The sequence below is a fragment of the Mycobacterium sp. OTB74 genome (assembly GCF_029892685.1).
GTDB lineage: Bacteria > Actinomycetota > Actinomycetes > Mycobacteriales > Mycobacteriaceae > Mycobacterium.
This window is the reverse complement of sequence record NZ_JARXVD010000006.1, coordinates 118,379-144,498: the sequence shown is the minus strand read 5'-3', so window position 1 is coordinate 144,498 and position 26,120 is coordinate 118,379. Positions and strand designations below refer to the sequence as shown.

Sequence of the window (26,120 nt, the reverse complement as noted above, 5' to 3'; positions counted from 1 at the left end):
GGGGGAGCGTGTTTGCGTGCGACACGCCGCTCGCCGTGAGCGGTTTGCGCACGCTCACGGGGCATGAGTGTCAGGCTTTGGTACGTGAACACCATTGGCGACATTCCTGCGCACCCGTTATTCGTCCACGCGATCGTCGTTCTGGCGCCGCTGACCGCGATACTGCTGATTCTCTGCGCGGTCTGGACCGCGGCGCGGGAGCGCCTGGTGTGGCTGGTGTTGGCGCTTTCCGTGGTGTTGACGGTGTTGACCCCGCTGACCACCGAGGCCGGCGAGTGGTTGGAGCATCAGCAGGCGGTGAAGTCCCCGATCCTGCACGAGCACACCGAACTCGGCGACACCGCGATCTATTTCGTCCTGGGCCTGTTGCTGGTGTCCTTGGCGCTGGTCGGTTTACACCGATGGGGCGAGCGGCTCGGTAATAGGCGGGGATTGGCCGGCATCGTGGTGGCAGTGCTGACTGTGGTGATCGGCGTCGCGACGATTTATCAGATAGTGCGAATCGGCGACACCGGGGCACATGCGGTGTGGGGCAGCGGGTCCTGAACCGTCAGGACGTGGTGAGTCGTGGCCGCAATCGGGTGGGGTCGATCTCGCTGCCTTGGGCAAGGTCGTCGGCGAGTGACGCTGCGCAGTCGATCAGCCCGTCGACGTCGATCGAGTGCGGCACCGGGCGGTTGACCCGGGTGAGTCCCTCGCCGGCGCGCCGCAGCAGCGCTGCCGCACCGCCTGCGTTGCCACGCTGAATGTGGGTGATGCCGACCGCCAGCTGCGCCAGTGACTGCCAGAGCAGCCGCTCGGAGTCGGGGCCGTTCTTCCAGGCCGCCTCGAACACCTCGTGCGCATTGAAAGCCAGGCCTGTCTCCAGCAAATCCTGTGCGTAGCTGAGCGTTTCGGCGGCGGGCAGGAGCAGGTCGTCGGGGATGCGGGGGACCCTGGCGCAGCTATCGAACGGCAGGGGCCGACCCAGCGCGTCGCGCGGTCGGGCATTGCGGGGTCGCCCGGACTCGTCGCGGTCGCGGGGGGGTTGGATGTCAGTCATACGGTTCTGATTGTGACACTGCCTGGCTCGGGTCTCACCGAGATCGACGAACGGGCCGCCTTTACTCGAGAAAAGCGACCCGTTTGTCCGATTGGGCGAGTTAGAGGCGGGCGGCGAGTTCGGTGCCCTGGCGGATGGCCCGCTTGGCGTCCAGTTCGGCGGCCACTGCCGCACCGCCGATAACGTGTGGATCAATGCCCTTGTCGCGCAAGGTGTCTGCCAGTTCGCGCACAGAATCCTGGCCGGCGCAGATCACCACGTTGTCGACCTCTAATACAAGCGCGTCCATGCGGTCGGGCCCGAAACTGATGTGCAGGCCGGCGTCATCGATCTTCTCGTAGTTAACCCCGGAAAGCTGCTGTACACCTTTGGCTTTCACCGAAGCGCGGTGCACCCAGCCCGAAGTCTTACCCAAGCCGCGGCCCTGCGCGCCCCTGCTGCGCTGCAGCAGGTACACCTCGCGAGCCGGCGGCAATGCGATCGGTGTGGTCAGGAATCCTCGGGTCTCGCCCGGTTCCTCCACACCCCACTCGGCCTTCCACTCCTTGAGGTTCAGCGTGGGTGACTCGTCGACCGTCAGGAACTCGCTGACGTCGAAACCGATCCCGCCTGCGCCGATCACCGCCACTCGCTTGCCGACGGGCGCGCCGGTGAGGGCCTCGGCATACGACAGCACCATCGGGTGATCAATGCCCGGGATGACAGGCATCCGCGGCGTCACCCCGGTGGCCAGCACCACGTCGTCGAAATCTGCCAACTCGTCAACCGTGGCCCTGGTGTTCAGTCGCACGTCCACTCGATGCTTGGCCAGCATCGTGGTGTAGTAGCGCAACGTCTCGTTGAACTCTTCTTTGCCGGGAATCCTTCGCGCCAAATCGAATTGGCCGCCGATCCGGTCGCCGGCCTCGAACAGTGTCACGTCGTGGCCGCGCTGGGCGGCAGTCACAGCGGCGGCCAGTCCCGCCGGTCCGGCCCCGACCACTGCGATCCGCTTGGTGAGCCGGGTCTTGCCCAGAATCAGCGTGGTCTCATGGCCGGCCCGTGGGTTCAGCAGGCAGGACACGGTCTTGTGCACGAAAGCGTGATCCAGGCACGCCTGGTTGCAGGCGATGCAGGTGTTGATCTCGTCGGCGGCGTCGTGCTGGGCCTTACGTACCCAGTCCGGGTCGCTCAGCAGTGGTCGGGCCATCGAAATCAGTTGCACCGCACCGTCAGCCAGGATCTGCTCGGCCGATTCGGGCATGTTGATCCGGTTGGACGCCACTACCGGGATACTGACGTGCTGGGCCACCGCATTGCTGATATCGGCGAATGCGCTGTTGGGCACCGAGGTGACGATGGTCGGCACCCGGGCTTCATGCCAGCCGATGCCGGAGTTGATGATCGTCGCGCCGGCGGCCTCGATTTCCGTTGCCAGATCAAGGATTTCCGACCAGGTCTGGCCGCTCTCGACGTAGTCGGCCATGGACAGCCGGTAGCAGATGATGAAGTCCTTGCCGACCGCCTCGCGGGTGCGCCGGACGATCTCGACGGCGAACCGGCGGCGTTTGGCCGGGGTACCGCCCCAGGCGTCGGTGCGCTTGTTGGTCCGCGGCGCCAGGAACTGGTTGATCAGATAGCCCTCGCTACCCATGATTTCCACGCCGTCGTAGCCGGCTTCGCGGGCCAGCAGGGAGCACTTGACGAAATCGGCGATGGTGCCTTCGACGTCGCGCAGTGCACGCGGCCGGAACGGGTTGATCGGCGCCTTGATCGACGAAGCGCTGACCGAAAGTGGATGGTACGCATAGCGTCCCGCATGTAGCACCTGGAGCAGAATCTTTCCGCCCTCGGCATGCACGGCGGAGGTGATGCGGCGGTGCCGTCGGGCGTCAGCCGACGACAGCATCTCGGCGGCGAACGGCAGCAGCCAGCCGGTGCGGTTGGGCGCGTAGCCACCGGTGATGATCAGTCCGACCCGGCCGCGGGCCCGCTCGGCGAAGTACTCGGCCAGCTTGCCGGTGTCGCGCGGACGGTCTTCAAGACCGGTGTGCATCGAACCCATGATCACCCGATTGCGCAGCGTGGTGAAGCCAAGGTCCAACGGGGACAACAGATTCGGATAGGGGTTGATCATCGGGTATGGATATGTCACAGTCGCCTTCCTAGGCCCAGCAGTACTTCGTCCAACCAGTCCACCGAGCCCTGTTCGGCGCCGATGCCGCCGCGCAGCACCAGGTATTGGTGCAGCGCTGTGCCGGTCAGCGCGGCCGGGTCGGGGAACTGACTTTTCTCGAAATCCGTGTAGGTGTCCAGTAATTCGGCGCGCTCGTGGCGGAGTTCTTCCACCTGGCTGCGCAACGCATCCAGATCGCCGTGTATCGCGCCGCGGATCTTCACCGCGAGGTCACGGGTGCGTGAGTCTGTGACCGAGCTGCCTCTGCCGGTGAGTGGTTCGGCAATCCAGCGCTTCAGTTCTGCACGACCGGCGTCGGTCACCGAGTAGACCTTCTTGTCCGCTCTGCCGTGCTGCTCGACGACTTCGGCGTGGACCCAGTCGTCCTCCTCCATGGTGCGGAGGGTCCGATAGATCTGCTGATGGGTGGCCGCCCAGAAATAACCGATCGAGCGATCGAAGCGATGCGCCAGCTCGTAACCCGAGCCGGCTTGTTCGCACAGCGCCACCAGGATGGCGTGGGGGAGGGCCACGACGCAAGCATAAGTGCGACCTTCGGTTCTATGCAACTAGTTGCAATGGCTATTTCGAAGGCCTGGCGAAAAGCTGCAAAAACTGTGGATGGCACCTAGTCGGACGGTATGTGCAACGTTTAGTATCAGTAACCACTTGCCGCCCCGTGGGGGGCGGCGAGTGAAGTTAGGTAACACTGAGACAGACGTCTCAATATGGGCGCACCATACTGACGTCTGCTCGCCATCACCTGACGAGCCAGCAGCCCACTGAAACAGGAGAACCACCGGTGACGTACGTCATTGCCGAACCCTGCGTCGACGTCAAAGACAAGGCATGTATCGAAGAGTGCCCGGTCGATTGCATTTACGAGGGTGCACGCATGCTGTACATCCACCCCGACGAGTGCGTGGACTGCGGAGCCTGTGAGCCCGTCTGCCCCGTCGAGGCCATCTACTACGAGGACGATGTCCCCGACCAGTGGAGCGGATACACCCAGAACAACGCCGATTTCTTCGCCGAGCTCGGCTCACCCGGTGGCGCGTCGAAGGTCGGCCAGACCGACAACGACCCCGAAGTGGTGAAGAGCCTGCCGCCGCAGGGTGAGTGACCCTGTCTGACAGGAGGCGCGTCTCGGCCGACTTGCCGGTGTTCCCCTGGGACACCCTGGCCGACGCGACTGCGACCGCACGCGCACACCCGGACGGCATCGTCGACCTTTCGGTCGGTACGCCAGTAGACGAGGTGGCACCGGTGATCCGGGAGGCTCTGGACGCCGCCAGTGCCTCACCCGGCTATCCGGCGACCGCGGGCACCCCGGAGCTGCGCGCTTCGGCGGTCGCGGCACTGGGTCGTCGATACGGCGTCACCGCCCTACCCGAGTCGGCTGTGCTGCCGGTGATCGGCACCAAAGAGGTCATCGCCTGGCTGCCCACCCTGCTCGGGTTGGGTGGCTCGGACACCGTCGTGGTGCCCGAGTTGGCGTATCCCACCTATGACGTCGGCGCGCGCCTCGCGGGAGCTCATGTACTGCGCGCCGATTCGTTGACCCAGCTGGGGCCGCAGCGGCCTGCCCTGGTGTTCATCAACTCGCCGAGTAACCCGACCGGCAAGGTGCTGGGTGCCGACCACCTGCGCAAGGTGGTCGGCTGGGCCCGCGAGCGCGGCGTGGTCGTGGCCTCCGACGAGTGCTACCTGGGTCTGGGTTGGGAAGCGCAGCCCCTTTCGGTGCTGCACCCCGACGTCTGCGACGGTGACCACACCGGACTGCTGGCCGTGCACTCGCTGTCCAAGACCTCGTCGCTGGCGGGCTACCGTGCGGGATTCGTCGCCGGGGATCAGGACCTGGTCGCCGAGCTACTGGCGGTGCGCAAGCACGCCGGCATGATCGTGCCGACTCCGGTCCAGGCCGCCATGGTTGCGGCGCTCGACGACGACGAGCACGAGCAGTACCAGCGCGACCTGTATGCCAAACGCCGCGCTTGGCTGCTGTCAGCGATCCGCGGTGCAGGCTTTTCCATCGAGCATTCCGAAGCGGGGCTGTACATCTGGGCCACCCGTGGTGAGTCCGGTCGCGCCATCGTTGCGTGGTTCGCCGAACGTGGCATCCTGGTCGCGCCGGGCGAGTTCTACGGACCCGCCGGCGAGCAGTTCGTGCGAATTGCGTTGACCGCTACCGACGAACGCATCGCCGCCGCAGTCTCCCGACTGAGTTAGCTCTCCGGCAAAACTCAGGCCGTGGCCCGCAGGCTCAGCGCCAGCAGGAGACGGGTGTCAGGGTTGGCCAGCGAGGTGTCCAGAAGCTTCTCGATCCGGCGCACCCTATACCGCACGGTGTTGGGATGTACGTGCAACTGCCCGGCAGCGGCCGCGACATCGCCGAAACTGTCCAGATACTCCCGCAGCGTCTCGGTGAGCACGGGGTCGTGCTCCTGCAGCCTGGCCATCGCCGGGTGGCGCAACCGGTCGTCGGCGGCGATCAGGGTGACGATCTCATCGAGCAGGACAGTGGTGCGAGCGTCCGCCAGCGAGGTGACTGCGGCAAAGGCGCCCGGATGGCGCGCCGCTGAATCGAGCACCCGGTCGACTTCGATCCGCGCCGCAGCCGCGTCTGCCAAACCCGAAGTGCCGGTGGCGATCACGGCGTGCAGTTCAACATTCAGTTCAGCACGCAGGGTACCGACGGTGCCGCGGACCCATGAGGTCACCGACCGTCTGGCATCGGGGAAGAGTACGTAGCTGCGGCCCCCGTGGGTTGCGACTTGGGCGTCATGGCGAAAAGCGCTCGCGCTCAAGGCCAGAACATCGGTCAATCGCGACGGCACCGGGTCGGTGGCAGCGAATCCGACCAACGCCAGCCGCCCGCCGTCGACGATGCTCAGCTCTCGCGCCACTTGCGCGATGTCGTCGTCAAAATCGCGCAGTCCCAACAACTCCTGCATCCGCACCGTATGGGTCGACGGATTGGCCGCCAGCCGGGTGACGATCCGCGCTGCCAAAACCGCCGCCCCACGCAGCACGTCGTCGGTGTCGTCGGCCAGCGGCCGCGAACCCTGTTGCAGCCAGATGGTTCCCGCAAACCGTGGCCCACGACGTCCGTCCTGCTGGGGCAGATGGATGCCCACCGCGCGCCGCGGGCGTAGCCCGAGTTCGGGCCGCTCGGCCACTGCGACAACCCCGGTGTCGGACCGCAGCGCGTCGAAGATGCCCCATTGGCCGATCCATTCCAGATGCTCCGGCGGGCCGGCCCTGCCGAGGATCGATAGTCTGCGCAATTCGTCGGCCTCGTCGTTGGAGGCTGAGTAAGCCAGAACGTGCGACTGTTCGTCTTCGATGCTGACCATGCCGTGGGTCCGATCCGCGATCGACTGGGCCAGGCCGAATAAGTCAGTGCCCGGGTCGTACCGCGGATCGGTGCGGTCGCCGTGGTGCTCCAGCACGTGATTGATCAATCGGTACAGCCGTTCCCAGCGTGCCCACGGGTCGACGGCGACCACTGCGACCCCGGCCGCCACCGCCTGCTTGACCAGCCTTTCGGACGGTTCTTTGACAAACATCGCAACCGGAACCCGTTGAGCCAGTTGCCGTTCCAGCCAGTCCGTAGCCTGCTTGTCATCGATGCCGAGCAGGAGGAAGGCATCAGCTGCCCCGGCACCGGCCGCCAAGCCGAGGCGCACGTCGTCCGGATCGATCAGGGCGGCTGCAGCAACCGGCTGATCCAGGCCGCGCGGCGCCTCGACCAGGGTTGCCATGGTCGCATCGAGGGCCAGTAGCAGCTGACCAAGGCCAACGGCCTTCATATTGGCCGATTGTACTGTCACCGGCTGAAATATTTGTCCAATCGGCCAACAGATCGAAGTCGTTCCCAGCGGATTCTTGACCCATGGACGCCATCACCGATGTTCCTCTGCCCGTCAACGAACCGGTCCACGACTACGCCGCGGGTTCTGCTGAACGCGCCCGCCTGCAGCACCAGCTGACTGAACTCACCGCGACTCCGGCAGACCTGCCGCACGTCATCGGCGGCCGGCGCACCATGTCCGGCGCCGAGCGCATCGACGTAGTGCAGCCCCACAACCATCGCGCGGTGCTTGGCACCCTGGTCAACGCCGGCCATACCGAGGCCGCCGCCGCGGTCGATGCTGCGATGGCCGCAAAGAATGACTGGGCGACAATGTCGTTCGATGACCGAGCCGCGGTGTTCCTGCGGGCAGCCGATCTGATGTCAGGCCCGTGGCGGGAGAAGATCGCCGGCGCCACCATGCTGGGCCAGTCCAAGACCGCCTATCAGGCCGAGATCGATGCGCCCTGCGAGCTGGTCGACTTCTGGCGGTTCAACGTCGCCTTCGCTCGGCAGATCCTGGCTCAGCAGCCGATTAGCAGCCGCGGGGTCTGGAACCGCACCGACTACCGGCCACTGGACGGCTTCGTCTACGCCATCACGCCCTTCAACTTCACCGCCATCGCCGGCAACCTGCCCACCGCGCCGGCACTCATGGGCAACACCGTGGTGTGGAAACCGTCTGTCACCCAGACCTTCTCGGCATACCTGACCATGCAAATCCTGGAGGAGGCCGGACTCCCGCCCGGGGTGATCAACCTGGTGACCGGTGACGGCTACGCGGTATCCGATGTGGTCCTGGCCGACCCCCGGTTGTCCGGCATCCACTTCACCGGCTCCACCGCCACTTTCCAACATCTGTGGCGCACGGTCGGGGCAAATATCGAGAACTACCACAGCTATCCGCGTCTGGTCGGCGAGACCGGCGGCAAGGACTTCGTCCTGGCTCACGCTTCCGCCAATCCGGATGTGTTGCGCACCGCGCTTATTCGCGGTGCCTTCGACTATCAGGGGCAGAAGTGTTCGGCGGCATCCAGGGCCTTCATCGCCCGCTCGGTGTGGGAGACGATGGGCGACGACTTCCTTTCCGCCACCGACGCCTTGCGCTACGGCGATGTAACCGATCTGACCAGCTACGGCGGAGCGCTGATCGACTCCCGCGCGTACGCCCGAAACGTGGCGGTCTTGGAGAATGCGAAGAGCAGGCCGCACGTCACCGTTGCGGTTGGCGGTCAATGTGATGACAGCACTGGCTATTTCGTCCGACCCACTGTGCTGCTTTCCGATGATCCGCGCGACGAGGCGTTCAGTACCGAGTACTTCGGGCCGATCCTGGCGGTACACGTATACGACGATTGGGACGACATCCTCGACATCGTCGACACCGGTGCCAAGTATGCGCTGACAGGCGCGGTGATCGCCGACGACCGGACGGCGGTACGGGACGCTGCGCAGCGGTTGCGGTTCGCGGCCGGCAACTTCTACATCAACGATAAGCCCACCGGAGCCGTTGTGGGACAACAACCGTTCGGTGGCTCGCGCGCGTCGGGCACCAACGACAAAGCCGGCTCGGCACTGAACCTGCTGCGCTGGACGTCAGCCAGGTCTATCAAGGAGACCTTCGTCGCGCCCACTGACCACAACTATCCGCACATGGAGGCCTGAGATGTCAGTCTTCAAAGGGGTTGCCCGGCCGGCCATCCTGGCCGCCAGTCGCAGTCACCGATTGCGGCACATGATCGAAAGAGTTCCGGTGACCCAGCAGGTGGTGCACCGCTTCGTGCCCGGGGAGCGGGTCAGTGATGCGCTGGATACTGTTGTGCTGCTGTCCAATACGAATCGTTACGTCAGCATCGACTATCTGGGCGAGGACGTCGTGGATGCCGACACCGCCAATGCGACGGTTGCCGCGTACCTCGATCTACTCGGAGCTCTCGGTCCGCAGCCCGGCGCCATTCCCCTTCAACCGGAAGTGTCGCTCAAACTTTCGGCGCTGGGCCAGGCGCTGCCGCGCGACGGTGAGAAGATCGCGCTGGAGAACGCCCACGTCATTTGCGCCAAGGCTCGTGACCTCGGCATCTTGGTAACCATCGACGCTGAGGACCACACCACCACCGACTCGACACTGTCGATAGTGCGGGAACTGCACGCCGATTTCGACTGGCTCGGCACTGTCCTGCAGGCATATCTCAAACGCACCCAAGCCGATTGCCAGGACCTGGCTGGAACCCGAATCCGGTTGTGCAAGGGCGCCTATGACGAACCGCCGTCGGTAGCATTCCGGGACCGCGACGACATCACCGACAACTACCTGCGCTGCCTACGGGTGTTGATGGCCGGCTCGGGCTACCCGATGGTGGCTTCGCACGACCCTGTCGTGATCGAGGCAGTGCCGGACTTGGTGGCCGAGTTCGGCCGCAGGCCAGATGATTTCGAATACCAGATGCTGTACGGCATTCGAGACGACGAACAGCGGAGGCTGGCCGAGGCCGGCAACCGTGTCCGGGTGTACGTGCCGTTCGGGTCGCAGTGGTACGGCTATTTCGTCCGGCGCTTGGCAGAACGTCCGGCCAACCTGACCTTCTTCCTACGGGCGCTGGCGTCCCACTGATGGGCCGCTGGGCTTTTGGGAATGCAGTCGCAGCAGCATCCAGGCCGCTATCGACTGGGCATCGGTGATCTCTCCGGTCCGCACCATGTCCTCGAACTGAGCGGTGGTGAACCAGGCGCTGCGCATGTCCTGCTCCTCGTGTTCCCGGTCGTGGTCACCCTCGGTGATGCCGGTGGCGTGAAACACCCAGCCGCGCTGGCTGCTCATGCCTGCGGCCACATCAAGCTGTCCGAGCAGCCGCATCGAAGCGGCGCGCAGGCCGGTCTCCTCGCGGAGCTCGCGGGCCGCCAATTCCAGCGGTGGCGGCTGGTCGCCGTCCAGCGTGCCCGGTGCGGTGCCTTGCGGAAACTCCCAGCGGCGCAGGCCGAGCGGATACCGGTACTGCTCGACCAAGTGGATCATGTCGTCCTGCTGCGCGATCACCAACGCATACGTCGGTTTGTCGACCACGCTGTAGATGCCGGCCGAACCGTCGGGGCGCCTGATGGCGTCCTCCCGCACGACCAACCAGGAATTGCGGTACACCTCGCGGGAATCGATACGCTCGATCACCCGCCCAGTATCGCCCAACGGCGGCGAGTAGCCTCGCAATCGTGTTGTTGACCTCGCTGAACCCTGCCATTGTCGCCGCCGGGCATGACATCGAAGACGCCGTGCGCATCGATGGAAGCGTGCTGTCCCGCAGCGACCTGGTGGGCGCTGCCACCTCGGTGGCCGAGCGGGTCGGGGGAGCGTCTCGGGTGGCGGTGCTGGCCCGGCCGACCGCCAAGACCGTGCTGGCCATCACGGGCTGCCTGATCGCCGGGGTGCCGGTGGTGCCGGTGCCCGCCGACGTCGGTGCCGCCGAGCGCAGGCACATCATCGGCGACTCTGGCGCGCAGGCTTGGCTCGGCGAGCTGCCCTCAGAAGAAGATGCGAGCGAAGGCTTGCCGCACATTCCGGTGCGCCTGCATGCGCGGTCGTGGCACCGCTATGCCGAACCGGCGCCGGAATCCACCGCAATGATCATGTACACCTCCGGCACCACCGGGCTGCCCAAAGGCGTGCTGATCAGCCGCCGGGCCATTGCTGCCGATATCGACGCCCTGGCCAAGGCGTGGGCCTGGACGCCGGCCGACACCTTGGTCCATGGACTGCCGCTGTTCCACGTGCACGGCCTGGTGCTCGGGCTGCTCGGGTCGCTGCGCATTGGAAATCGCTTCGTACACACCGGAAAACCGACACCGGACAGCTACGCCGCGGCGGACGGCTCGCTCTACTTCGGGGTGCCGACGGTGTGGTCGCGCGTGGTGGCCGATGCTTCGGCGGCCGCCGCCCTGTCCAAGGCTCGGCTGCTGGTTTCCGGCAGTGCGCCGCTGCCGGTTCCGGTGTTCGACGGTCTGGTGCGCCTGACCGGACACGAGCCGGTGGAGCGTTATGGCAGCACCGAGTCGCTGATCACCCTGTCCACCCGGGTGGACGGCGAACGGCGACCCGGTTGGGTGGGGCTGCCACTGGATGGTGTGCAGACCCGCTTGGCCGGCGAGGATGGCGCCCCTGTGCTGCACGACGGGGAAAGCATTGGGCGACTGGAGGTTTCATCGCCAACTGTATTCACCGGTTACCTGAACCGACCGGACGCAACGGCCGAGGTGCTGGGTGCGGACGGCTGGTATCGGACCGGCGACGTGGCGGCGATCGACGCGGGCGGCATGCACCGCATCGTCGGGCGGGAATCTGTGGACCTGATCAAGTCGGGTGGCTACCGGATCGGCGCAGGCGAGATCGAGACAGTGCTGCTGGGGCACTCGGGGGTGGACGAGGTGGCGGTGGTTGGCGTACCCGATGACGATCTGGGTCAGCGGATCGTCGCTTTCGTGGTCGGGTCTGCGGCGCCGCATGAGCTCATCGACTTTGTTGCGCAACAACTTTCGGTCCACAAGCGGCCGCGCGAGGTGCGCGTCGTCGAATCCCTGCCCCGCAATGCCATGGGCAAGGTGCAGAAGAAGCTGTTGGTCTAACCACGAACGTGCGTCGAAGGTCGGGAATACCGCGCACCGTCGTGACATTCTCATCACCATGCGACTGAACGACAACGCCCGCGCCCTGATCGGCGACGGTGCCAACGCGACATTGGTAACGCTGAATGCAGACGGCAGCCCCCAGGTTTCGGTGGTCTGGGTGGAACTGCAATCCACTCCGGACGGCGACGAACTGGTCAGCGCTCATCTCAGCGAGCACAAGAAGGTCCGCAATGCGCGGCGGGACGGCCGGGTGGCGCTGACAATTGTCGGCGCCGACCGCGGCTCGCAGCCCGTCGTGCCCTACCTGGCGATCACCGGCACCGCCCGGATCGTCGAGGGTGGGGCCCCCGAGGTACTCACCCGACTGAACAATGTGCTGGCGCCAGATTTCAACGGCAAGTTCCCGCCGCCGGATGCACCCCCGGGATACCTGACCCGCATCCGCATCGACAAGGTGACCGGCGTCGGCCCCTGGACCTGACGGCCCGCCGAAATCAGTTGGCGTGCAGCGCCTCGTTCAAGGTGATGCCGGTGCCGTCGCGCTTGACCACCTCGACCGCGCCACTGACCGAGTTTCGCCGGAACAGCAGGTTGTTGGCGCCGGACAATTCGACGGCCTTGATGGTCTGACCATCGGCGGTGGTCACCTTGGTGCCTGCGGTGACGTACAGGCCGGCCTCGACCACGCAGTCGTCTCCCAGCGAGATGCCCAGGCCGGCGTTGGCGCCCAGCAGACAGCGCTTACCCACGGAGATGACCTCTTTGCCGCCGCCGGACAGCGTGCCCATGATCGAGGCGCCGCCGCCGACGTCGGAACCGTCACCGACCACCACGCCGCCCGAGATTCGGCCCTCCACCATCGAGGTGCCCAGGGTGCCGGCGTTGAAGTTGACGAAGCCCTCGTGCATGACGGTGGTGCCGGACGCCAGGTGCGCGCCCAGGCGGACCCGGTCGGCGTCGGCGATCCGGACGCCCGACGGCAGCACGTAGTCGACCATGCGCGGGAACTTATCGACGCCGTAGACAGCAACCGCGCCGCGACGGCGCAACCGTGCGCGCACCGTCTCGAAGCCCTCGACCGCACACGGGCCGAAGTTGGTCCACACCACGTTGGTCAGCAAGCCGAAGATTCCGTCCATGTTGGCGCCGTGCGGCGCGATCAGCCGGTGCGACAGCAGGTGCAGGCGCAGGTAGGCGTCGTGCGCGTCGACGGGCTTGTCGTCCAGCGAGGCGATGGTGGTGCGGACGATTTCGGTGCGCACACCGCGGTCGTCGTCGCTGCCGACCAGGGCCTCCAACTCCGCGGGGACCGGACCGGCCGCGGCGTCGGCCGACAGCGCGGGCGCGGGGAACCAGGTATCCAGGACAGTTCCGTCGGCGGTGATGGTCGCGATGCCGATGCCAGATGCAGAAGTCACGTTGCTCAAGGTTACTGTCCGCGCCGAGAGCTGGGGAGATCGGGGGAAGGGACCCGCTAGCCTGGGTTGATGCTGGATCTGCGCGCCGACCCGATCGCCTTGACCGCCGCCCTGGTCGACATTCCCAGCGAGTCGCGGCACGAACAGCGCATCGCCGACGAGATCGAAGCCGCACTCAAGGCGCAGGCGCCGCACTTCGAGGTGATCCGCAATGGCGATGCGGTGCTGGCCCGCACCAACCTCGGCAGGCCGTCACGGGTGCTGCTGGCCGGGCACACCGATACGGTTCCGGCCGCGGACAACCTGCCCAGCCGACTCGACAGCGACGAGCTGTGGGGCTGCGGCACCTCTGACATGAAGGCCGGCGATGCGGTGTTCCTGCACCTGGCCGCCACCATTACCGAACCGACGCACGACATCACGCTGGTGATGTACGACTGCGAAGAGATCGAAGCCAGTGCCAACGGCCTGGGTCGTATCGAACGCGAGCTGCCGTACTGGCTGGCGGCCGATGTCGCGATCCTCGGCGAACCGTCGGGGGGCTACATCGAGGCGGGCTGCCAGGGCACGCTGCGAGTAGTGGTGCGCGCCAACGGAACCCGCGCGCACTCGGCACGGTCCTGGTTGGGCGACAACGCCATTCACAAACTGGGTGCGGTGCTGGATCGATTGACCAGCTATCAGGCCCGGCAGGTGGACATCGACGGCTGCGTTTACCGTGAGGGCCTGTCCGCGGTGCGGATCGACGGCGGCATCGCCGGCAACGTGATCCCGGATGCAGCGTCGGTGACCGTCAACTTCCGGTTCGCGCCCGACCGCAGCGTCGACCAGGCGCTGGCTCATGTCCGCGAGGTATTCGCCGGACTGGACGTCAGCATCGAACAGACCGACGCCGCGGCCGGCGCGTTGCCCGGCCTGACCCAGCCCGCAGCGGCTGCGCTGGTCGCTGCAGCAGGCGGTCAGGTACGGGCGAAATACGGCTGGACCGACGTGGCTCGCTTTGCAGCCCTTGGCATTCCGGCAGTCAACTACGGACCTGGCGATCCGAACCTGGCGCACAAGTCCGATGAGCGGGTGTCGGTGGCGGCCATTGCCGCGACGACCGAGATGTTGCGGCGGTATCTGACGAATTGAGCAGCGTTCGCGTCGACAGCTGGATTTGGGCCGTCCGGATCACCAAGACCCGGTCCATGGCTGCCGCTGCGTGCCGGGCGGGGCACGTCTGCGTCAACGACGTCACCGCCAAGCCTGCGCAGTTGGTGGGGCCCGGTGATGAAGTACGCGTCCGGCTTGACGGGCGTGAGCGCATCGTGGAGGTAATCCGGCCGATCGCAAAGCGGGTAGGGGCTGCCGTCGCATCGGAATGCCTGATCGACCGCAGCCCGCCGCCACCGTCCAAGGTGACGGTACCCGCTGTCCCGGTTCGTGATCGGGGAGCCGGCCGGCCCACCAAACGTGAACGGCGACAGCTGGATCGGCTGCGCGGCTACTCCTGACCGGAGATAATCGGTTGCGCCCCTGTGTACTGTGGAACTTGCAACTGCTGTCAACCGAGGTGGGCCGAAAACATGCTGGGAGACGACATCTCCGGGTAATCCCGAGAGTCGATTCGTTCCTGTTCTGTACGGCGGCGCCGTGTCACACATAAAGCACAGCGCCCGTATCGCTTTGGAGTACCAGCATGTCTATTGTCTGTTCACACCTGTCATTCGCCTGGCCGGACGACACCCCTTTGTTCAATGACCTGTCGTTCACCGTCCCCGAGGGTCGCACCGGCTTGGTCGCTCCCAATGGCGAGGGCAAGAGCACTCTGCTCAAACTCATTGCCGGCCAACTCAAACCAACCGGTGGCACAGTGACGGTCGAGGGTTCGGTCGGCTACCTGCCCCAGGCGCTGCCGTTGGCAACTGACCTCACTGTTGCCGAAATCCTCGGCATTGCAGGGGTTTTGGCCGCGTTGCAGGCGCTGGCCGACGGCGACGCTTCCGAAGCGGTGTTTGCCGTCATCGGTGACGACTGGGACGTCGAGCAGCGATCGACCGCGCAGTTGGCCAGGCTGGGCTTGGATATCCCGCTTGACCGCACCGTCGGCACATTGTCTGGGGGAGAGGTGATCATGCTGGGGTTGGTCGCGCAGCTGTTACGGCGTCCCGACGTACTGTTGCTCGACGAACCGACAAATAATCTGGATTCCGATGCGCGGCAACGTCTTTACTTCGCCCTGGATGACTATCGGGGGACGCTGCTGGTGGTCGGCCACGACCGCATGTTGCTGGATCGGATGGACCGGATCGCTGAGTTGCGCGACGGTGAAGTCGCGTTCTACGGGGGCAACTTCGCCGAATACCAAGCTGCGGTGGAACAAGCACAACGGGTGGCCGAAGCTGATGTGCGCACCGCGGAACTGCAGCTCAAGCAGGAGAAGCGGCAGATGCAACAGGCTCGCGAACGCGCGGCCCGTCGGGCCGGTACCGCCGCGCGTAACGTCAAGGATGCTGGGCTACCGAAAATCATTGCCGGAAAACTCAAACGCAACGCGCAGGAATCAGCGGCCCGCGCCGACGGCGTCCACGCCAAACGGGTGGACGACGCCAAGCAGCGTCTTGACGGTGCAGAACGTGCGGTGCGGGACGACGACGTCATCGCCCTGGATCTACCCGCCACCGAGGTGCCCGCCGGTCGAACCGTCCTGCACGCAGAGAGTATGAATATCAGCCGTGGTGGGCGAATGCTGTTTGGCGACAACGGAATAGACATCGACATCCGCGGCCCCGAGCGGATTGCCCTGATTGGGCGCAACGGCACCGGAAAGTCCACGCTGCTGCGAATGATCACCCGAGACCTGCAACCCGACACTGGAAACTTGACCCGCGGCGTCGAGCGGATCGCCTACTTGTCCCAGCGCCTGGATTTGCTCGACGAGCAGCGCAGCGTACTGGACAACCTGGCCGCCTGGGCCCCGACGCTGAGCATCACCCGGCATATGCACCTATTGGCGCAATTTCTGTTTCGGGGCAACGGGGTTGAGCTACCCGTCGGGCAGCTATCGGGTGGGGAACGACTGCGCGCCACGCTGGCGTGTGTGCTCTACGCCGAGCCTGCGCCGCAACTGTTGCTGCTCGACGAACCCACCAACAATCTGGACCTGGTCAGCGTCGGGCAGCTGGAGTCCGCGCTCAACGCCTATCGCGGTGCCGTCATTGTGGTGAGCCACGACGAGCGCTTTCTCGATGCCATCGGCATCGACCGCAGAATCCGGCTGCCGGGCTAGATGTCCTGCGGCCGGGTCTGAGCCGGCCGGCGCGGCGGACTCGCGGTACTTCCGCCCACGACGCCCCCGGACGCATGGTCGTCGGTACCACCCGGGCTGTGATCACTGAGCAGCTCGACTCCGTCACCGTCGCGCCCGTCGGCTTTGCGATCGAACTCGCGGTCACGGTCTTTCTTGTGGTTCTTGTCGTGGTCCTTCTCGTCGCCGAGCCCGTCGTGACCCGACCCGCCGGCGTGATCGCCATGGCCGCCGCCGCCCGGCGCGTCGTGGTCCATCGAAGCCGACTGGCCCAGGTGTCCGGTCCCGTCACCCAGTCCACCACCGAGGCCGCCACCCAAACCGCCGCCCACGCCCCCACCCAAGCCGCTCAGGCTCTGCGCCAGCTGCTGCGGGATCTGAGCCAGCGACTGCACCAGCCCCTGAATCGGCTGCGCGATCGACTGCGCCACCTGACCGACCTGCTGGCCCACCTGGCCGAGCACCTGACCCATTTGTCCCGCGCCCGCACCTCCTGGGACCGCAGCGCCCAGACCGCCGGGCGTGCCTGCGCTCGGTCCGCCGTGCCCGGGAATGCCCTCGGCCGCGTTGGCCACAGCTTCGGCGCCTTGTTCGTCGGCCCCGCCGTATGCCGAGGCGGCGCGTTTCAGAGATTCGGACATGCGTTCCCCGTCGGCCTTGGCCCCTTTCAGCACATGGCCGCGGCTGTCCAGGGTGTGGCTGAACGTCGAGTTCAGCGGGAAGGCGATCAAGCCGTGACTGGCATCGGTGTTGTCACCGATAGCCCCGTGCAATTCGCCGACAGAACCGGAGATGGCGTCGTGGAGATGCGAAAACCCCAACACACCTTCGGTATTGACGTACAGCGGATCGGCCATCCTCAGTCCTCCGGGTAACAGTTGTGATCCATGTTACGGCCGTGGTGGGTGGCCGTCCGACGGGAAATCGGCCGGCTCCGGACAGGCAACCGGCTGTCGTCTAGCGTGGCGCTGTGCCCGCCGAGACTTCCCACGCCGTCTGTGTCTACTGCGCTTCGGGGCCCCGCCACCCGGAACTGCTTGCGCTTGCCGGTGCCGTCGGCCGTGCCATCGGCGAGCGCGGCTGGACATTGGTGTCCGGCGGCGGGAACGTCTCGGCCATGGGCGCGGTTGCCGACGGCGCCCGTGCCGGCGGTGGCCGGACCGTCGGCGTCATCCCGAAACAACTGGTGCATCGCGAACTTGCCGACACCGAGGCCGACGAGTTGATCGTCACCGACACCATGCGCGAACGAAAGCAGGTCATGGAGGACCGCGCCGGCGCATTCCTGGTGCTGCCTGGTGGCATCGGCACTCTTGAAGAGTTCTTCGAGGCTTGGACTGCCGGTTATCTCGGCATGCACGACAAGCCGCTGGTGATGCTCGACCCGGACGGCCATTACGACGGTCTACTGGACTGGTTGCGCACCCTGATCGGCACCGGCTACGTCTCCGAGGGTGCGCTGGAGCGTTTGATGGTCGTCCGGGATGTCGACGCGGCGATGGCTGCCTGTGAGCCAAGTGAGGTCGCTCACTAGGGTTATCGGCCATGAGTGACGACACCTCCCGCGGCAGCGTCGGACTGCTTGATATCGCCACGAAACTGCCCGGCTTCCTGATGGATGCGCCGACCATCGTCCGCGGCATCATCACGGGCTTCGGTGCCCGCCCGACGGCCCAGACATCTATCGGCAAGGTCTTCCAGGAACGGGCCGCCCGATACGCCGACAACGTGTTCATCAAGTTCGATGACCAGCGCATCACCTACCGCGAGGCCAACGAGACCGTCAACCGGTATGCGTCGGTGCTGGCTGCCCGTGGCGTGGTCCCCGGCGACGTCGTCGGCATCATGCTGCGCAACTCGCCGGACGCGGTGTTGCTGATGCTGGCCACGGTCAAGTGCGGCGCGGTGGCCGGCATGGTGAACTACCACCAGCGCGGCAATGTGCTGGCACACAGCCTGGGCCTGTTGGGCGCCAAGGTCGTGGTCGCCGAGTCCGACCTCGTCGAGCCGGTCAACGAAAGCGGTGCCGACCCCGCACTGATCGCGGGCCTGATGACCGTCGAGGACATGCGCGAACAAGCCACCGGCGCCTCGACCGCCAACCCGGCTGTCACCGACAAGATCGTGGCCAAGGAGAAGGCGTTCTACATCTTCACCTCGGGCACCACCGGTCTGCCCAAGGCCAGCGTCATGACGCACTACCGCTGGCTGCGTGCGCTCGGCGGGTTCGGCGGTTTGGGTCTGCGGCTGAACAGCAGCGACACGCTGTATTGCTGCCTGCCGCTGTACCACAACAACGCCCTTACCGTTGCGGTGTCATCGGTGATCAATTCGGGAGCAACCCTTGCGCTGGGCAGGTCGTTCTCGGCGTCACGGTTCTGGGACGAGGTCATCCGGTACGACGCCACCGCCTTCATCTACATCGGCGAAATCTGCGGCTACCTGCTCAACCAGCCGCCCAAGCCCACCGACCGCGCCCACAAGATCCGCGTTATCTCCGGCAATGGCTTGCGGCCCGCCATCTGGGATGAGTTCACCACCCGCTTCGGTATCCCGCGGGTATGCGAGTTCTATGCCTCCAGCGAGGGCAACAGCGCGTTCCTGAATGTGTTCGGGGTGGACAAGACCACCGGCATCTGCCCATCTCCGGTGGCATACGTGGAGTACGACCTCGAGACTGGTGAACCGGCTCGGGCCGCCGACGGCAGGCTGCGCCGCGTCAAGTCCGGTGAACCGGGCCTGCTGCTCAGCAAGGTCAACAGCCTGCAGCCGTTCGACGGCTACACCGAGAAATCGGCCTCCGAGAAGAAGCTGGTGCGCAACGCCTTCAAGGACGGCGACGTCTGGTTCAACACCGGTGACCTGATGCGGGCCCAGGGCTTGGCGCACGCCGCCTTCGCCGACCGACTCGGCGACACCTTCCGGTGGAAGGGTGAGAACGTCGCCACCACCGAGGTGGAGGCGGCACTGGGCACGGACCACCAGATCGAGGAATGCACGGTCTATGGCGTCGAGGTCCCTGGCTGCGGCGGCCGGGCCGGCATGGTCGCGGTCCAGTTGCGCGACGGCCAGGAGTTCGACGGGGCGGCGTTAGCCGCGGCGGCCTATGCGCATCTGCCGGTGTACGCGGTGCCGTTGTTCGTCCGGGTGGTGCAGACCCTGGCATACACCTCGACCTTCAAGAGCCAGAAGGTGGACCTGCGTAAACAGGCCTACGGCTCGGACGTCACGGACCCGCTGTACGTGTTGGCCGGGCGCGAGGGGGGCTACGTGCCGTTCTATCCCGAATACCCGGTCGAGGTGAAGGACGGCCAGAAGCCCAAGTGATCACCGTTGACTCTGCGGCTGTGGCGGAACAATGTGAGTGGGCGTCACCGTAGCCGCAGAATCAATGGATGAGTGGGCGCGCATGACATCCCTATAACCTGGGAGCCGTGCAGTCGCCGTTCCCACCCAGTCAAACCGGCCGTTTTCTTGGCCGTCCGGTGGCGGGCGACCGTGCGCTGATCATGGCAATCGTCAACCGCACCCCTGATTCGTTCTACGACCGGGGCGCTACTTTCAGCGACGAGGCCGCCAAAAAGGCAGTGCGCGGCGCCATCGAGGATGGCGCCGACGTCATCGACATCGGCGGGGTCAAGGCCGGACCGGGCAACACCGTCGATGCCGATGAGGAAATCGCCCGGGTGGTGCCGTTCGTCGAATGGCTGCGCGGCGAATACCCCGACCAGTTGATCAGCGTCGACACCTGGCGGGCCGAGGTGGCCAAAGAAGCCTGCGCGGCCGGCGCCGACCTGATCAACGACACCTGGGCCGGTGCCGACCCGGGCCTGCCGGAAGTGGCCGCAGAATTCGGTGCGGGTCTGGTCTGTTCACATACCGGTGGGGCGGTTCCGCGCACCCGGCCGTTCCGGGTCAACTACGGCATCACCGAACGCGGAGTGGTCGATGACGTCCTCGCGGAGGTCACATCGGCAGCCCAACACGCCGTTGATATCGGTGTCTCCAGGGACGCGATTTTGATCGATCCGACCCACGATTTCGGCAAAAACACTTACCACGGCCTTAGTTTGTTGCGCCACGTAAAAGATCTTGTAAATACCGGATGGCCAGTGCTGATGGCCCTGAGTAACAAGGATTTTGTCGGGGAGACTCTTGGTGTGGGACTGACTGAACGCCTGGAAGGCACGCTCGCTGCGACGGCACTGGCCGCCGCAGAGGGCGCCGCCATGTTCCGGGTGCACGAGGTGGGTCCGACCCGACGGGTCCTGGAAATGGTCGCGTCGATCCAGGGCAGGCGTCCGCCGACTCGAACAGTGAGGGGACTGGCATGACAGCCAGCAAGAAGCCGAAGGCGGATTGCACATGACTCTGTCGCCCGAATTGTCCGCCGAAGCCATCGCCGGCCACTCATGGCTGGACGAACGCAGCTGGAGCCGTCCGTCATGGACGCTTGCCGAACTGGAGGCCGCCAAAGCCGGTCGCACTGTTTCGGTAGTGCTGCCGGCGCTGAACGAGGAAGAAACCGTCGCCGGGGTGATCGACAGCATCAGCCCGCTGCTGGGTGGCCTGGTCGATGAGTTGGTCGTACTGGACTCCGGCTCTACCGACGAGACCGAAATCCGGGCGATCGAGGCCGGGGCTCGAGTGGTCAGCCGTGAGCAGGCATTGCCCGAGGTGCCGATCCAGCCCGGTAAAGGTGAGGCACTGTGGCGTTCCCTGGCGGCGACCACCGGCGACATCATCGTGTTCGTCGACTCCGACCTGCTCGATCCCGACCCGATGTTCGTGCCCAAGCTGCTCGGCCCGCTGCTGACCGCTGACGGAGTGCACCTGGTCAAGGGCTTTTACCGGCGTCCGCTGAAGATCAGCGGCGCCGAGGACGCCAACGGCGGTGGCCGGGTCACCGAGTTGGTCGCCCGCCCGCTCCTGGCTTCCCTGCGGCCAGAGCTCACCTGCCTGCTGCAGCCGCTCGGCGGCGAGTACGCCGGTACCCGGGAACTGCTGACCTCGGTCGGATTCGCGCCCGGCTACGGGGTCGAGATCGGCCTGCTGATCGACGCCTACGACAAGCTGGGCTTGGACGCCCTTGCCCAGGTCAACCTGGGTGTGCGTACTCACCGCAACCGCCCGCTGACTGAGTTGGCGGCCATGAGCCGGCAGGTGATTGCCACCTTGTTGTCGCGCTGCGGCATCGATGATTCGGGGGTCGGGCTGACCCAGTTCTTCGCCGACGGCGACGTCTACACGCCCCGCACGTCCGAGGTGTCCCTGGTGGACCGTCCGCCCATGAACACCTTGCGCTGATCCTGGCGCGTTTTACCGGCCAAACGGACAGACGGGGCATTTTGTGCGAGTAGATGCGGCCATTTCGTCGATCTCGGCGCAGAGTGCGGGGTGCTTGTCAGAGTGATCCGGCAGGATCAGAGGCGTGACGCTGATTCTGATCTACCTGGCGGTGCTGATTCTGGTGGCCGTGGTGCTGTTCGCTCTGGGCAGCGTGTTGTTCGGCCGTGGGGAACAGCTGCCGCCGCTGCCGCGTGGCACGACGGCCACGGTGCTGCCCGCCTCGGGTGTCACCGGCGCCGACGTCGAGGCGGTGAAGTTCACCCAGACCCTGCGTGGCTACAAGACCAGTGAGGTCGACTGGGTGCTGGACCGGTTGTCTCAGGAGATCGACTCGCTGCGTGGTGAGTTGACGACGCTGCGGGCTGGTGCCGTGGAGAATGCCGGACAGTGACCGACGGCAAGGTGCGTTGCGGCTGGGCCGAGACCACCGGCGACCGCTCGGAGTCGGCTGACGCCGTGCTCTATCGCGACTACCACGACATCGAGTGGGGTCGGCCCCTGCACGGCACCAAAGCGCTTTTCGAGCGGATGTCGTTGGAGGCGTTCCAGAGCGGGCTGTCCTGGCTGATCATCCTGCGCAAGAGGGAGAACTTCCGCGCCGCGTTCGGTGGCTTCGACATCGAAAAAGTCGCCCGGTTCGGGCAGAAGGACATCGACCGGTTGCTGGCCGATCCCGGCATCGTGCGCAACCGGTCCAAGGTCGAGGCGACCATCGCCAACGCTCGGGTCATCGACGAGACCGGCCTGGACCTTGACCAACTGCTGTGGTCATTCGCGCCGGAACCACCGCGGCCGCGCCCCGCCGGGCTGGCGGATGTCCCGGCCACCACACCCGAATCGGTCGCCATGGCGAAAGAACTGAAACGGCGCGGATTTCGCTTCGTCGGGCCGACGACGGCGTACGCGCTGATGCAGGCTACCGGGATGGTCGACGATCACGTCGCCGGCTGTTGGGTGCCACGTCACAGCCCTGTCCGAACGTGACGGACGGGTCTTTGCACACCCACTGGTGCGGATAAGGAACAATGGACGTAGTTCAGTAGCAGTTTCAGCGCCGGGAACCGGTCCGCACATGGGCCCTAATTCCCGGTCTTGACCCGGGACCGTGGACGCGGCCCGGCCGCATCCGGAGGGAGCACTCGATGGCGGCGATGAAGCCCCGGACTGGTGACGGTCCATTGGAAGCGACCAAGGAGGGGCGCGGCATCGTGATGCGGGTACCACTTGAAGGCGGGGGACGCCTGGTGGTCGAGCTGACACCGGACGAGGCTGCGGCGCTCGGCGACGAGCTCAAGAACGTCACCAGCTAGCAAGCGCTACGAGCAGACGTTCTGGTAAATCTCGAGCGTCTGCTCCGCGATGTGCGCCCACGAGAATTCCTCGATGCAGCGTTGCCGGCCAGCTTGACCGAAGGCATGGGCCTGAGCCGGATCGGCGATCAACGCGTTGACGGCCGCGGCCAGTCCGGCATCGAACGCCGTCGCATCGGACGCGTTGTAGTGCACCAGTGTCCCGGTGTGGCCGTCGGAAACCACCTCGGGTATGCCACCGACATCGGAGGCCACTACCGCGGTCCCGCAGGCCATGGCCTCCAGATTCACGATCCCCAATGGCTCGTATACCGACGGGCACACGAAAACCGTTGCTGCCGATAGTATTTCGCGAATCTTCTCGGGCGACAGCATCTCCTGCACCCAGAACACACCGGCTCGGGCCTGGCTCAGCTTGCGCACCGCGGTCGACACCTCCGCCGCGATCTCGGGGGTGTCCGGCGCCCCGGCACACAGGACCAGCTGTACCTGCGGCGCGAACTGGTGCGCCGCAGCCACCAGGTGTGCGACGCCCTTCTGTCGGGTGATCCGTCCGACGAACGCGACGATCGGCCGGTCCGGGTCGACGCCGAGATCGTGGAGCACCGAACCCGATTCGACATCCGATTTGGCCGGGTACCACCGGCTGGTGTCGATTCCGTTGCGCACCACGTGCACCCGCGTCGGGTCCAGTGCCGGGTAGGTCGCCAGCACGTCGGCCCGCATCCCTGAGCTGACCGCTATGACCGCGGCCGCATGCTCGATGGCGGTCCGCTCCACCCACGACGAAATTTGATAGCCGCCACCGAGTTGCTCGGCCTTCCACGGCCGCTTGGGCTCCAGAGAGTGTGCGGTCATCACGTGGGGGATGCCGTGCAGCAGTGAGGTCAGGTGCCCGGCCATTCCGGCGTACCAGGTGTGCGAATGCACCACATCGGGGCTGCGGCTGGGCCCGAATGCGTTGTTGACCATCGACAGATCCGTCGACAGTGTGATCAGCGCTGCGTTGGCACCGGCAAGCTGCGGGTCCGGTTGCGCGACGAACGCGCCGTCGCGGGGTGCGCCCATGCAGTGCACGTCGACCTCACACAGATTTTTTAGCTGTGCGACAAGCTCGGTCACGTGCACACCGGCACCGCCGTAAACCTCCGGTGGATACTCCCGAGTCATCATCGCCACCCGCATGCCGAAGACCGTAACCTGTCCTCGGTTGCCGTGTATGGCTAGCAGCCGCGGTTAACGGCCATTAGGTTGGCTTTCATGAGGGAACTGCCACACGTGCTGGGCATAGTCCTGGCCGGCGGCGAGGGTAAGCGGCTGTATCCGTTGACGGCGGACAGGGCCAAGCCCGCCGTGCCGTTCGGTGGCGCCTACCGGTTGATCGACTTCGTCCTCTCGAATCTGGTGAACGCCCGGTATTTGCGCATTTGCGTTCTGACGCAATACAAGTCACATTCGCTCGACCGGCACATCTCGCAGAACTGGCGGCTTTCGGGTCTGGCCGGCGAATACATCACCCCGGTCCCCGCGCAGCAGCGGTTGGGGCCGCGGTGGTACACCGGCTCGGCCGATGCCATCTACCAGTCCATGAACCTGATTTACGACGAAGATCCCGACTACATCGTGGTTTTCGGCGCCGACCACGTCTACCGGATGGACCCCGAGCAGATAGTGCGGTTCCATATCGAGAGCGGTGCGGGTGCGACGGTTGCCGGCATCCGGGTGCCGCGGGCCGAGGCGAGCGCCTTCGGCTGCATCGACGCTGACGAGTCCGGCCGCATTCGCGGATTCATCGAGAAGCCGGCAGAGCCTCCTTGCTGCTCAGACTCCCCGGAAGAGACGTTCGTCTCGATGGGCAACTACGTCTTCACCACCAAGGCGTTGATCGACGCGATCCGGGCCGACGCTGAAGCCGACGATTCCGATCACGATATGGGCGGCAACATCATTCCGCGAATGGTGGCCGACGGTATGGCCGCCGTTTACGACTTCAACGACAACGAGGTGCCCGGCGCGACCGAGCGCGATCACGGGTACTGGCGCGACGTCGGGACCCTGGATGCGTTCTACGACGCGCACATGGATTTGGTGTCCGTTCACCCAGTGTTCAATCTGTACAACCGGCGTTGGCCGATCCTCGGCGAATCAGACAACTTGGCGCCGGCCAAATTCGTCAACGGCGGCTCGGCACAGGAATCAGTGGTCGGTGCGGGCAGCATCATTTCGGCTGCGTCCGTGCGCAATTCGGTGCTTTCGTCCAATGTCGTGATCGACGACGGTGCCATTGTCGAGGGCAGCGTGTTGATGCCCGGCGTCCGTGTGGGCCGCGGCGCGGTGGTCCGGCACGCGATCCTGGACAAGAACGTGGTCGTCGGGCCTGGCGAGATGGTGGGCGTGGATCTGCAGCGCGACCGTGAGCGGTTCTCGGTGAGTTCCGGGGGAGTGGTGGCCGTCGGTAAGGGCGTGTGGATTTAGGGCTAGCTTGTGCCGCTGGGCGCGGAGCTCTGGTGACTGCGCCTTCGTCGGATCAGCACCACCACGCCCCATACGAGCGCGGCCAGCACCACCAAGACCAGGACCGGCACCAGCACCGCGATGATCACCAGACCCACGCTCGTGATGTCCTCCAGCGTGCTCAAAACCGGCGCAGCAATCCCGGCGGTGGCCACGTTCGCCGCGGGGCGCACGGTGGACTTGGTCAGGTGCACCACCAACGCCGTGACGGCGCCCATGACAACCGGAATCCATTGTCCGGAATGGACGAAGGCGCCCGGGTCGGTGACGGCGGCGGTCTGTGCGGCGGTCCCCGAACCGAACACGATGCCGCCCGAGGTCGGCCTGACGAAGGTCTGGATGGTGTCGTTGATGCTGTCCAGTGCGGGCACCTTGTCGGCCACGATCTCAACGATCAGCAGCACCGCGACGACGCTGATGACCCAGCCGTTCTCCAACCAGGACCAGCCGTGCGGCAGCGTCACCAAATGGGTGTAGCGACCCAGTAGACCCATCGAGAGCAGCGGAATGTACGCATTCAGACCCGCCGCGCTGGCCAGACCGAAACCGGTGAAGAGCTCCACGCTGTCAAGTATG

At 65.6% G+C, this 26,120-nt stretch carries 27 protein-coding genes; 18 read left to right on the top strand and 9 right to left on the bottom strand.

The annotated features are described in order from the left end of the window. The first annotated feature begins 84 nt into the window (after positions 1-84). Positions 85-546 carry a DUF2231 domain-containing protein gene (locus M2432_RS11050; RefSeq protein ID WP_280826942.1) on the top strand — a complete coding sequence of 154 codons (462 nt, stop codon included), beginning with the start codon at positions 85-87 and terminating at the stop codon, positions 544-546. Between the two features lie 4 nt (positions 547-550). Here the strand turns inward: M2432_RS11050 and M2432_RS11045 are convergent, their stop codons facing one another. The 3 genes from M2432_RS11045 to M2432_RS11035 all read right to left on the bottom strand — a co-directional run bounded on the left by M2432_RS11045 (position 551) and on the right by M2432_RS11035 (position 3,730). Next, entirely contained in the window at positions 551-1,042 is a 492-nt protein-coding gene (locus tag M2432_RS11045; RefSeq protein WP_280826848.1) for a DUF309 domain-containing protein, read from the bottom strand. 100 nt (positions 1,043-1,142) lie between these two features. After that, on the bottom strand, positions 1,143-3,158 hold the full coding sequence (locus M2432_RS11040) for an NADPH-dependent 2,4-dienoyl-CoA reductase (RefSeq protein WP_280826941.1): 2,016 nt from the start codon (positions 3,156-3,158) through the stop codon (positions 1,143-1,145). Between the two features lie 14 nt (positions 3,159-3,172). Then, complete coding sequence (locus M2432_RS11035; RefSeq protein WP_280826847.1) at positions 3,173-3,730, bottom strand: PadR family transcriptional regulator; 558 nt, start codon at positions 3,728-3,730, stop codon at positions 3,173-3,175. Between the two features lie 269 nt (positions 3,731-3,999). On the opposite strand from M2432_RS11035, the gene fdxA reads away from it, so the two are divergent. Continuing rightward, complete coding sequence (fdxA, locus tag M2432_RS11030) at positions 4,000-4,320, top strand: ferredoxin (RefSeq protein WP_280826846.1); 321 nt, start codon at positions 4,000-4,002, stop codon at positions 4,318-4,320. 2 nt (positions 4,321-4,322) lie between these two features. Beyond that, positions 4,323-5,426 (top strand): succinyldiaminopimelate transaminase, encoded by a 1,104-nt coding sequence (gene dapC / locus M2432_RS11025; RefSeq protein WP_280826940.1) that lies wholly within the window; start codon positions 4,323-4,325, stop codon positions 5,424-5,426. Positions 5,427-5,440: 14 nt separating this feature from the next. On the opposite strand, the gene M2432_RS11020 is transcribed toward dapC, so the two are convergent. Further along, a complete protein-coding gene (locus M2432_RS11020; RefSeq protein WP_280826845.1) occupies positions 5,441-7,009 on the bottom strand; it encodes a helix-turn-helix domain-containing protein in 1,569 nt (522 codons plus the stop codon). 83 nt (positions 7,010-7,092) lie between these two features. Between M2432_RS11020 and pruA the strand changes: the two genes are divergently transcribed. Together pruA and M2432_RS11010 are read left to right on the top strand one after the other, a co-directional pair. Next, a complete protein-coding gene (gene pruA, locus M2432_RS11015; RefSeq protein ID WP_280826844.1) occupies positions 7,093-8,715 on the top strand; it encodes an L-glutamate gamma-semialdehyde dehydrogenase in 1,623 nt (540 codons plus the stop codon). Between the two features lies 1 nt (position 8,716). Beyond that, complete coding sequence (locus M2432_RS11010; RefSeq protein WP_280826843.1) at positions 8,717-9,661, top strand: proline dehydrogenase family protein; 945 nt, start codon at positions 8,717-8,719, stop codon at positions 9,659-9,661. Here the strand turns inward: M2432_RS11010 and M2432_RS11005 are convergent. Further along, the gene (locus M2432_RS11005) at positions 9,638-10,213 is read right to left on the bottom strand and encodes an NUDIX hydrolase (protein ID WP_280826842.1); all 576 of its coding nucleotides are present in this window, start codon (positions 10,211-10,213) and stop codon (positions 9,638-9,640) included. The two genes, M2432_RS11010 and M2432_RS11005, sit on opposite strands and share 24 nt — an antisense overlap. A 41-nt stretch (positions 10,214-10,254) precedes the next feature. Between M2432_RS11005 and M2432_RS11000 the strand changes: the two genes are divergently transcribed. After that, on the top strand, positions 10,255-11,661 hold the full coding sequence (locus tag M2432_RS11000; protein WP_280826841.1) for an acyl-CoA synthetase: 1,407 nt from the start codon (positions 10,255-10,257) through the stop codon (positions 11,659-11,661). A 58-nt stretch (positions 11,662-11,719) separates the two neighbouring features. Then, positions 11,720-12,145 (top strand): TIGR03618 family F420-dependent PPOX class oxidoreductase, encoded by a 426-nt coding sequence (locus M2432_RS10995; RefSeq protein WP_280826840.1) that lies wholly within the window; start codon positions 11,720-11,722, stop codon positions 12,143-12,145. A 13-nt stretch (positions 12,146-12,158) separates the two neighbouring features. On the opposite strand, the gene dapD is transcribed toward M2432_RS10995, so the two are convergent. Beyond that, positions 12,159-13,091: a 2,3,4,5-tetrahydropyridine-2,6-dicarboxylate N-succinyltransferase gene (dapD, locus tag M2432_RS10990; RefSeq protein ID WP_280826839.1), complete on the bottom strand. Its 933-nt coding sequence runs from the start codon at positions 13,089-13,091 to the stop codon at positions 12,159-12,161. 60 nt (positions 13,092-13,151) lie between these two features. On the opposite strand from dapD, the gene dapE reads away from it, so the two are divergent. The 3 genes from dapE to M2432_RS10975 all read left to right on the top strand — a co-directional run bounded on the left by dapE (position 13,152) and on the right by M2432_RS10975 (position 16,353). Then, positions 13,152-14,216, top strand: coding sequence for a succinyl-diaminopimelate desuccinylase (gene dapE, locus M2432_RS10985; protein ID WP_280826838.1), 1,065 nt, complete (start codon positions 13,152-13,154; stop codon positions 14,214-14,216). After that, a complete protein-coding gene (locus M2432_RS10980) occupies positions 14,213-14,578 on the top strand; it encodes an RNA-binding S4 domain-containing protein (RefSeq protein ID WP_280826837.1) in 366 nt (121 codons plus the stop codon). Before dapE ends, M2432_RS10980 begins: the two co-directional genes overlap by 4 nt. A gap of 185 nt (positions 14,579-14,763) precedes the next feature. Continuing rightward, positions 14,764-16,353, top strand: a complete 1,590-nt coding sequence (locus M2432_RS10975; protein WP_280826836.1) for an ABC-F family ATP-binding cassette domain-containing protein — start codon at positions 14,764-14,766, stop codon at positions 16,351-16,353. Here the strand turns inward: M2432_RS10975 and M2432_RS10970 are convergent. Then, on the bottom strand, positions 16,350-17,228 hold the full coding sequence (locus M2432_RS10970; protein ID WP_280826835.1) for a type VII secretion target: 879 nt from the start codon (positions 17,226-17,228) through the stop codon (positions 16,350-16,352). The two genes, M2432_RS10975 and M2432_RS10970, sit on opposite strands and share 4 nt — an antisense overlap. A 113-nt stretch (positions 17,229-17,341) precedes the next feature. Here M2432_RS10970 and M2432_RS10965 point away from each other — a divergent pair, with 113 nt between their 5' ends. The 7 genes from M2432_RS10965 (at position 17,342) to M2432_RS10935 (ending at position 23,030) form a co-directional block, all read left to right on the top strand. Further along, a complete protein-coding gene (locus M2432_RS10965; protein WP_280826834.1) occupies positions 17,342-17,905 on the top strand; it encodes a TIGR00730 family Rossman fold protein in 564 nt (187 codons plus the stop codon). An 11-nt stretch (positions 17,906-17,916) separates the two neighbouring features. After that, complete coding sequence (fadD6, locus tag M2432_RS10960; RefSeq protein ID WP_280826833.1) at positions 17,917-19,698, top strand: long-chain-acyl-CoA synthetase FadD6; 1,782 nt, start codon at positions 17,917-17,919, stop codon at positions 19,696-19,698. Between the two features lie 182 nt (positions 19,699-19,880). After that, positions 19,881-20,705, top strand: a complete 825-nt coding sequence (gene folP / locus M2432_RS10955; RefSeq protein WP_280826939.1) for a dihydropteroate synthase — start codon at positions 19,881-19,883, stop codon at positions 20,703-20,705. Positions 20,706-20,736: 31 nt separating this feature from the next. After that, the gene (locus M2432_RS10950; RefSeq protein ID WP_280826832.1) at positions 20,737-21,678 is read left to right on the top strand and encodes a glucosyl-3-phosphoglycerate synthase; all 942 of its coding nucleotides are present in this window, start codon (positions 20,737-20,739) and stop codon (positions 21,676-21,678) included. A 124-nt stretch (positions 21,679-21,802) separates the two neighbouring features. Continuing rightward, positions 21,803-22,111, top strand: coding sequence for a DivIVA domain-containing protein (locus M2432_RS10945; RefSeq protein WP_280826831.1), 309 nt, complete (start codon positions 21,803-21,805; stop codon positions 22,109-22,111). After that, entirely contained in the window at positions 22,108-22,704 is a 597-nt protein-coding gene (locus M2432_RS10940) for a DNA-3-methyladenine glycosylase I (protein ID WP_280826830.1), read from the top strand. The genes M2432_RS10945 and M2432_RS10940 overlap by 4 nt, the downstream gene beginning before the upstream one ends. A 158-nt stretch (positions 22,705-22,862) precedes the next feature. After that, positions 22,863-23,030 carry a DUF3117 domain-containing protein gene (locus M2432_RS10935; RefSeq protein WP_005059648.1) on the top strand — a complete coding sequence of 56 codons (168 nt, stop codon included), beginning with the start codon at positions 22,863-22,865 and terminating at the stop codon, positions 23,028-23,030. A 6-nt stretch (positions 23,031-23,036) separates the two neighbouring features. Here the strand turns inward: M2432_RS10935 and glgA are convergent, their stop codons facing one another. Continuing rightward, the gene (gene glgA / locus M2432_RS10930; protein ID WP_280826829.1) at positions 23,037-24,215 is read right to left on the bottom strand and encodes a glycogen synthase; all 1,179 of its coding nucleotides are present in this window, start codon (positions 24,213-24,215) and stop codon (positions 23,037-23,039) included. A gap of 75 nt (positions 24,216-24,290) precedes the next feature. Here glgA and glgC point away from each other — a divergent pair, with 75 nt between their 5' ends. After that, positions 24,291-25,505 (top strand): glucose-1-phosphate adenylyltransferase, encoded by a 1,215-nt coding sequence (gene glgC, locus M2432_RS10925; RefSeq protein WP_280826828.1) that lies wholly within the window; start codon positions 24,291-24,293, stop codon positions 25,503-25,505. Between the two features lie 2 nt (positions 25,506-25,507). On the opposite strand, the gene M2432_RS10920 is transcribed toward glgC, so the two are convergent. Then, positions 25,508-26,107, bottom strand: a complete 600-nt coding sequence (locus M2432_RS10920; RefSeq protein WP_280826827.1) for a DUF4126 domain-containing protein — start codon at positions 26,105-26,107, stop codon at positions 25,508-25,510. Positions 26,108-26,120 lie beyond the last annotated feature (13 nt).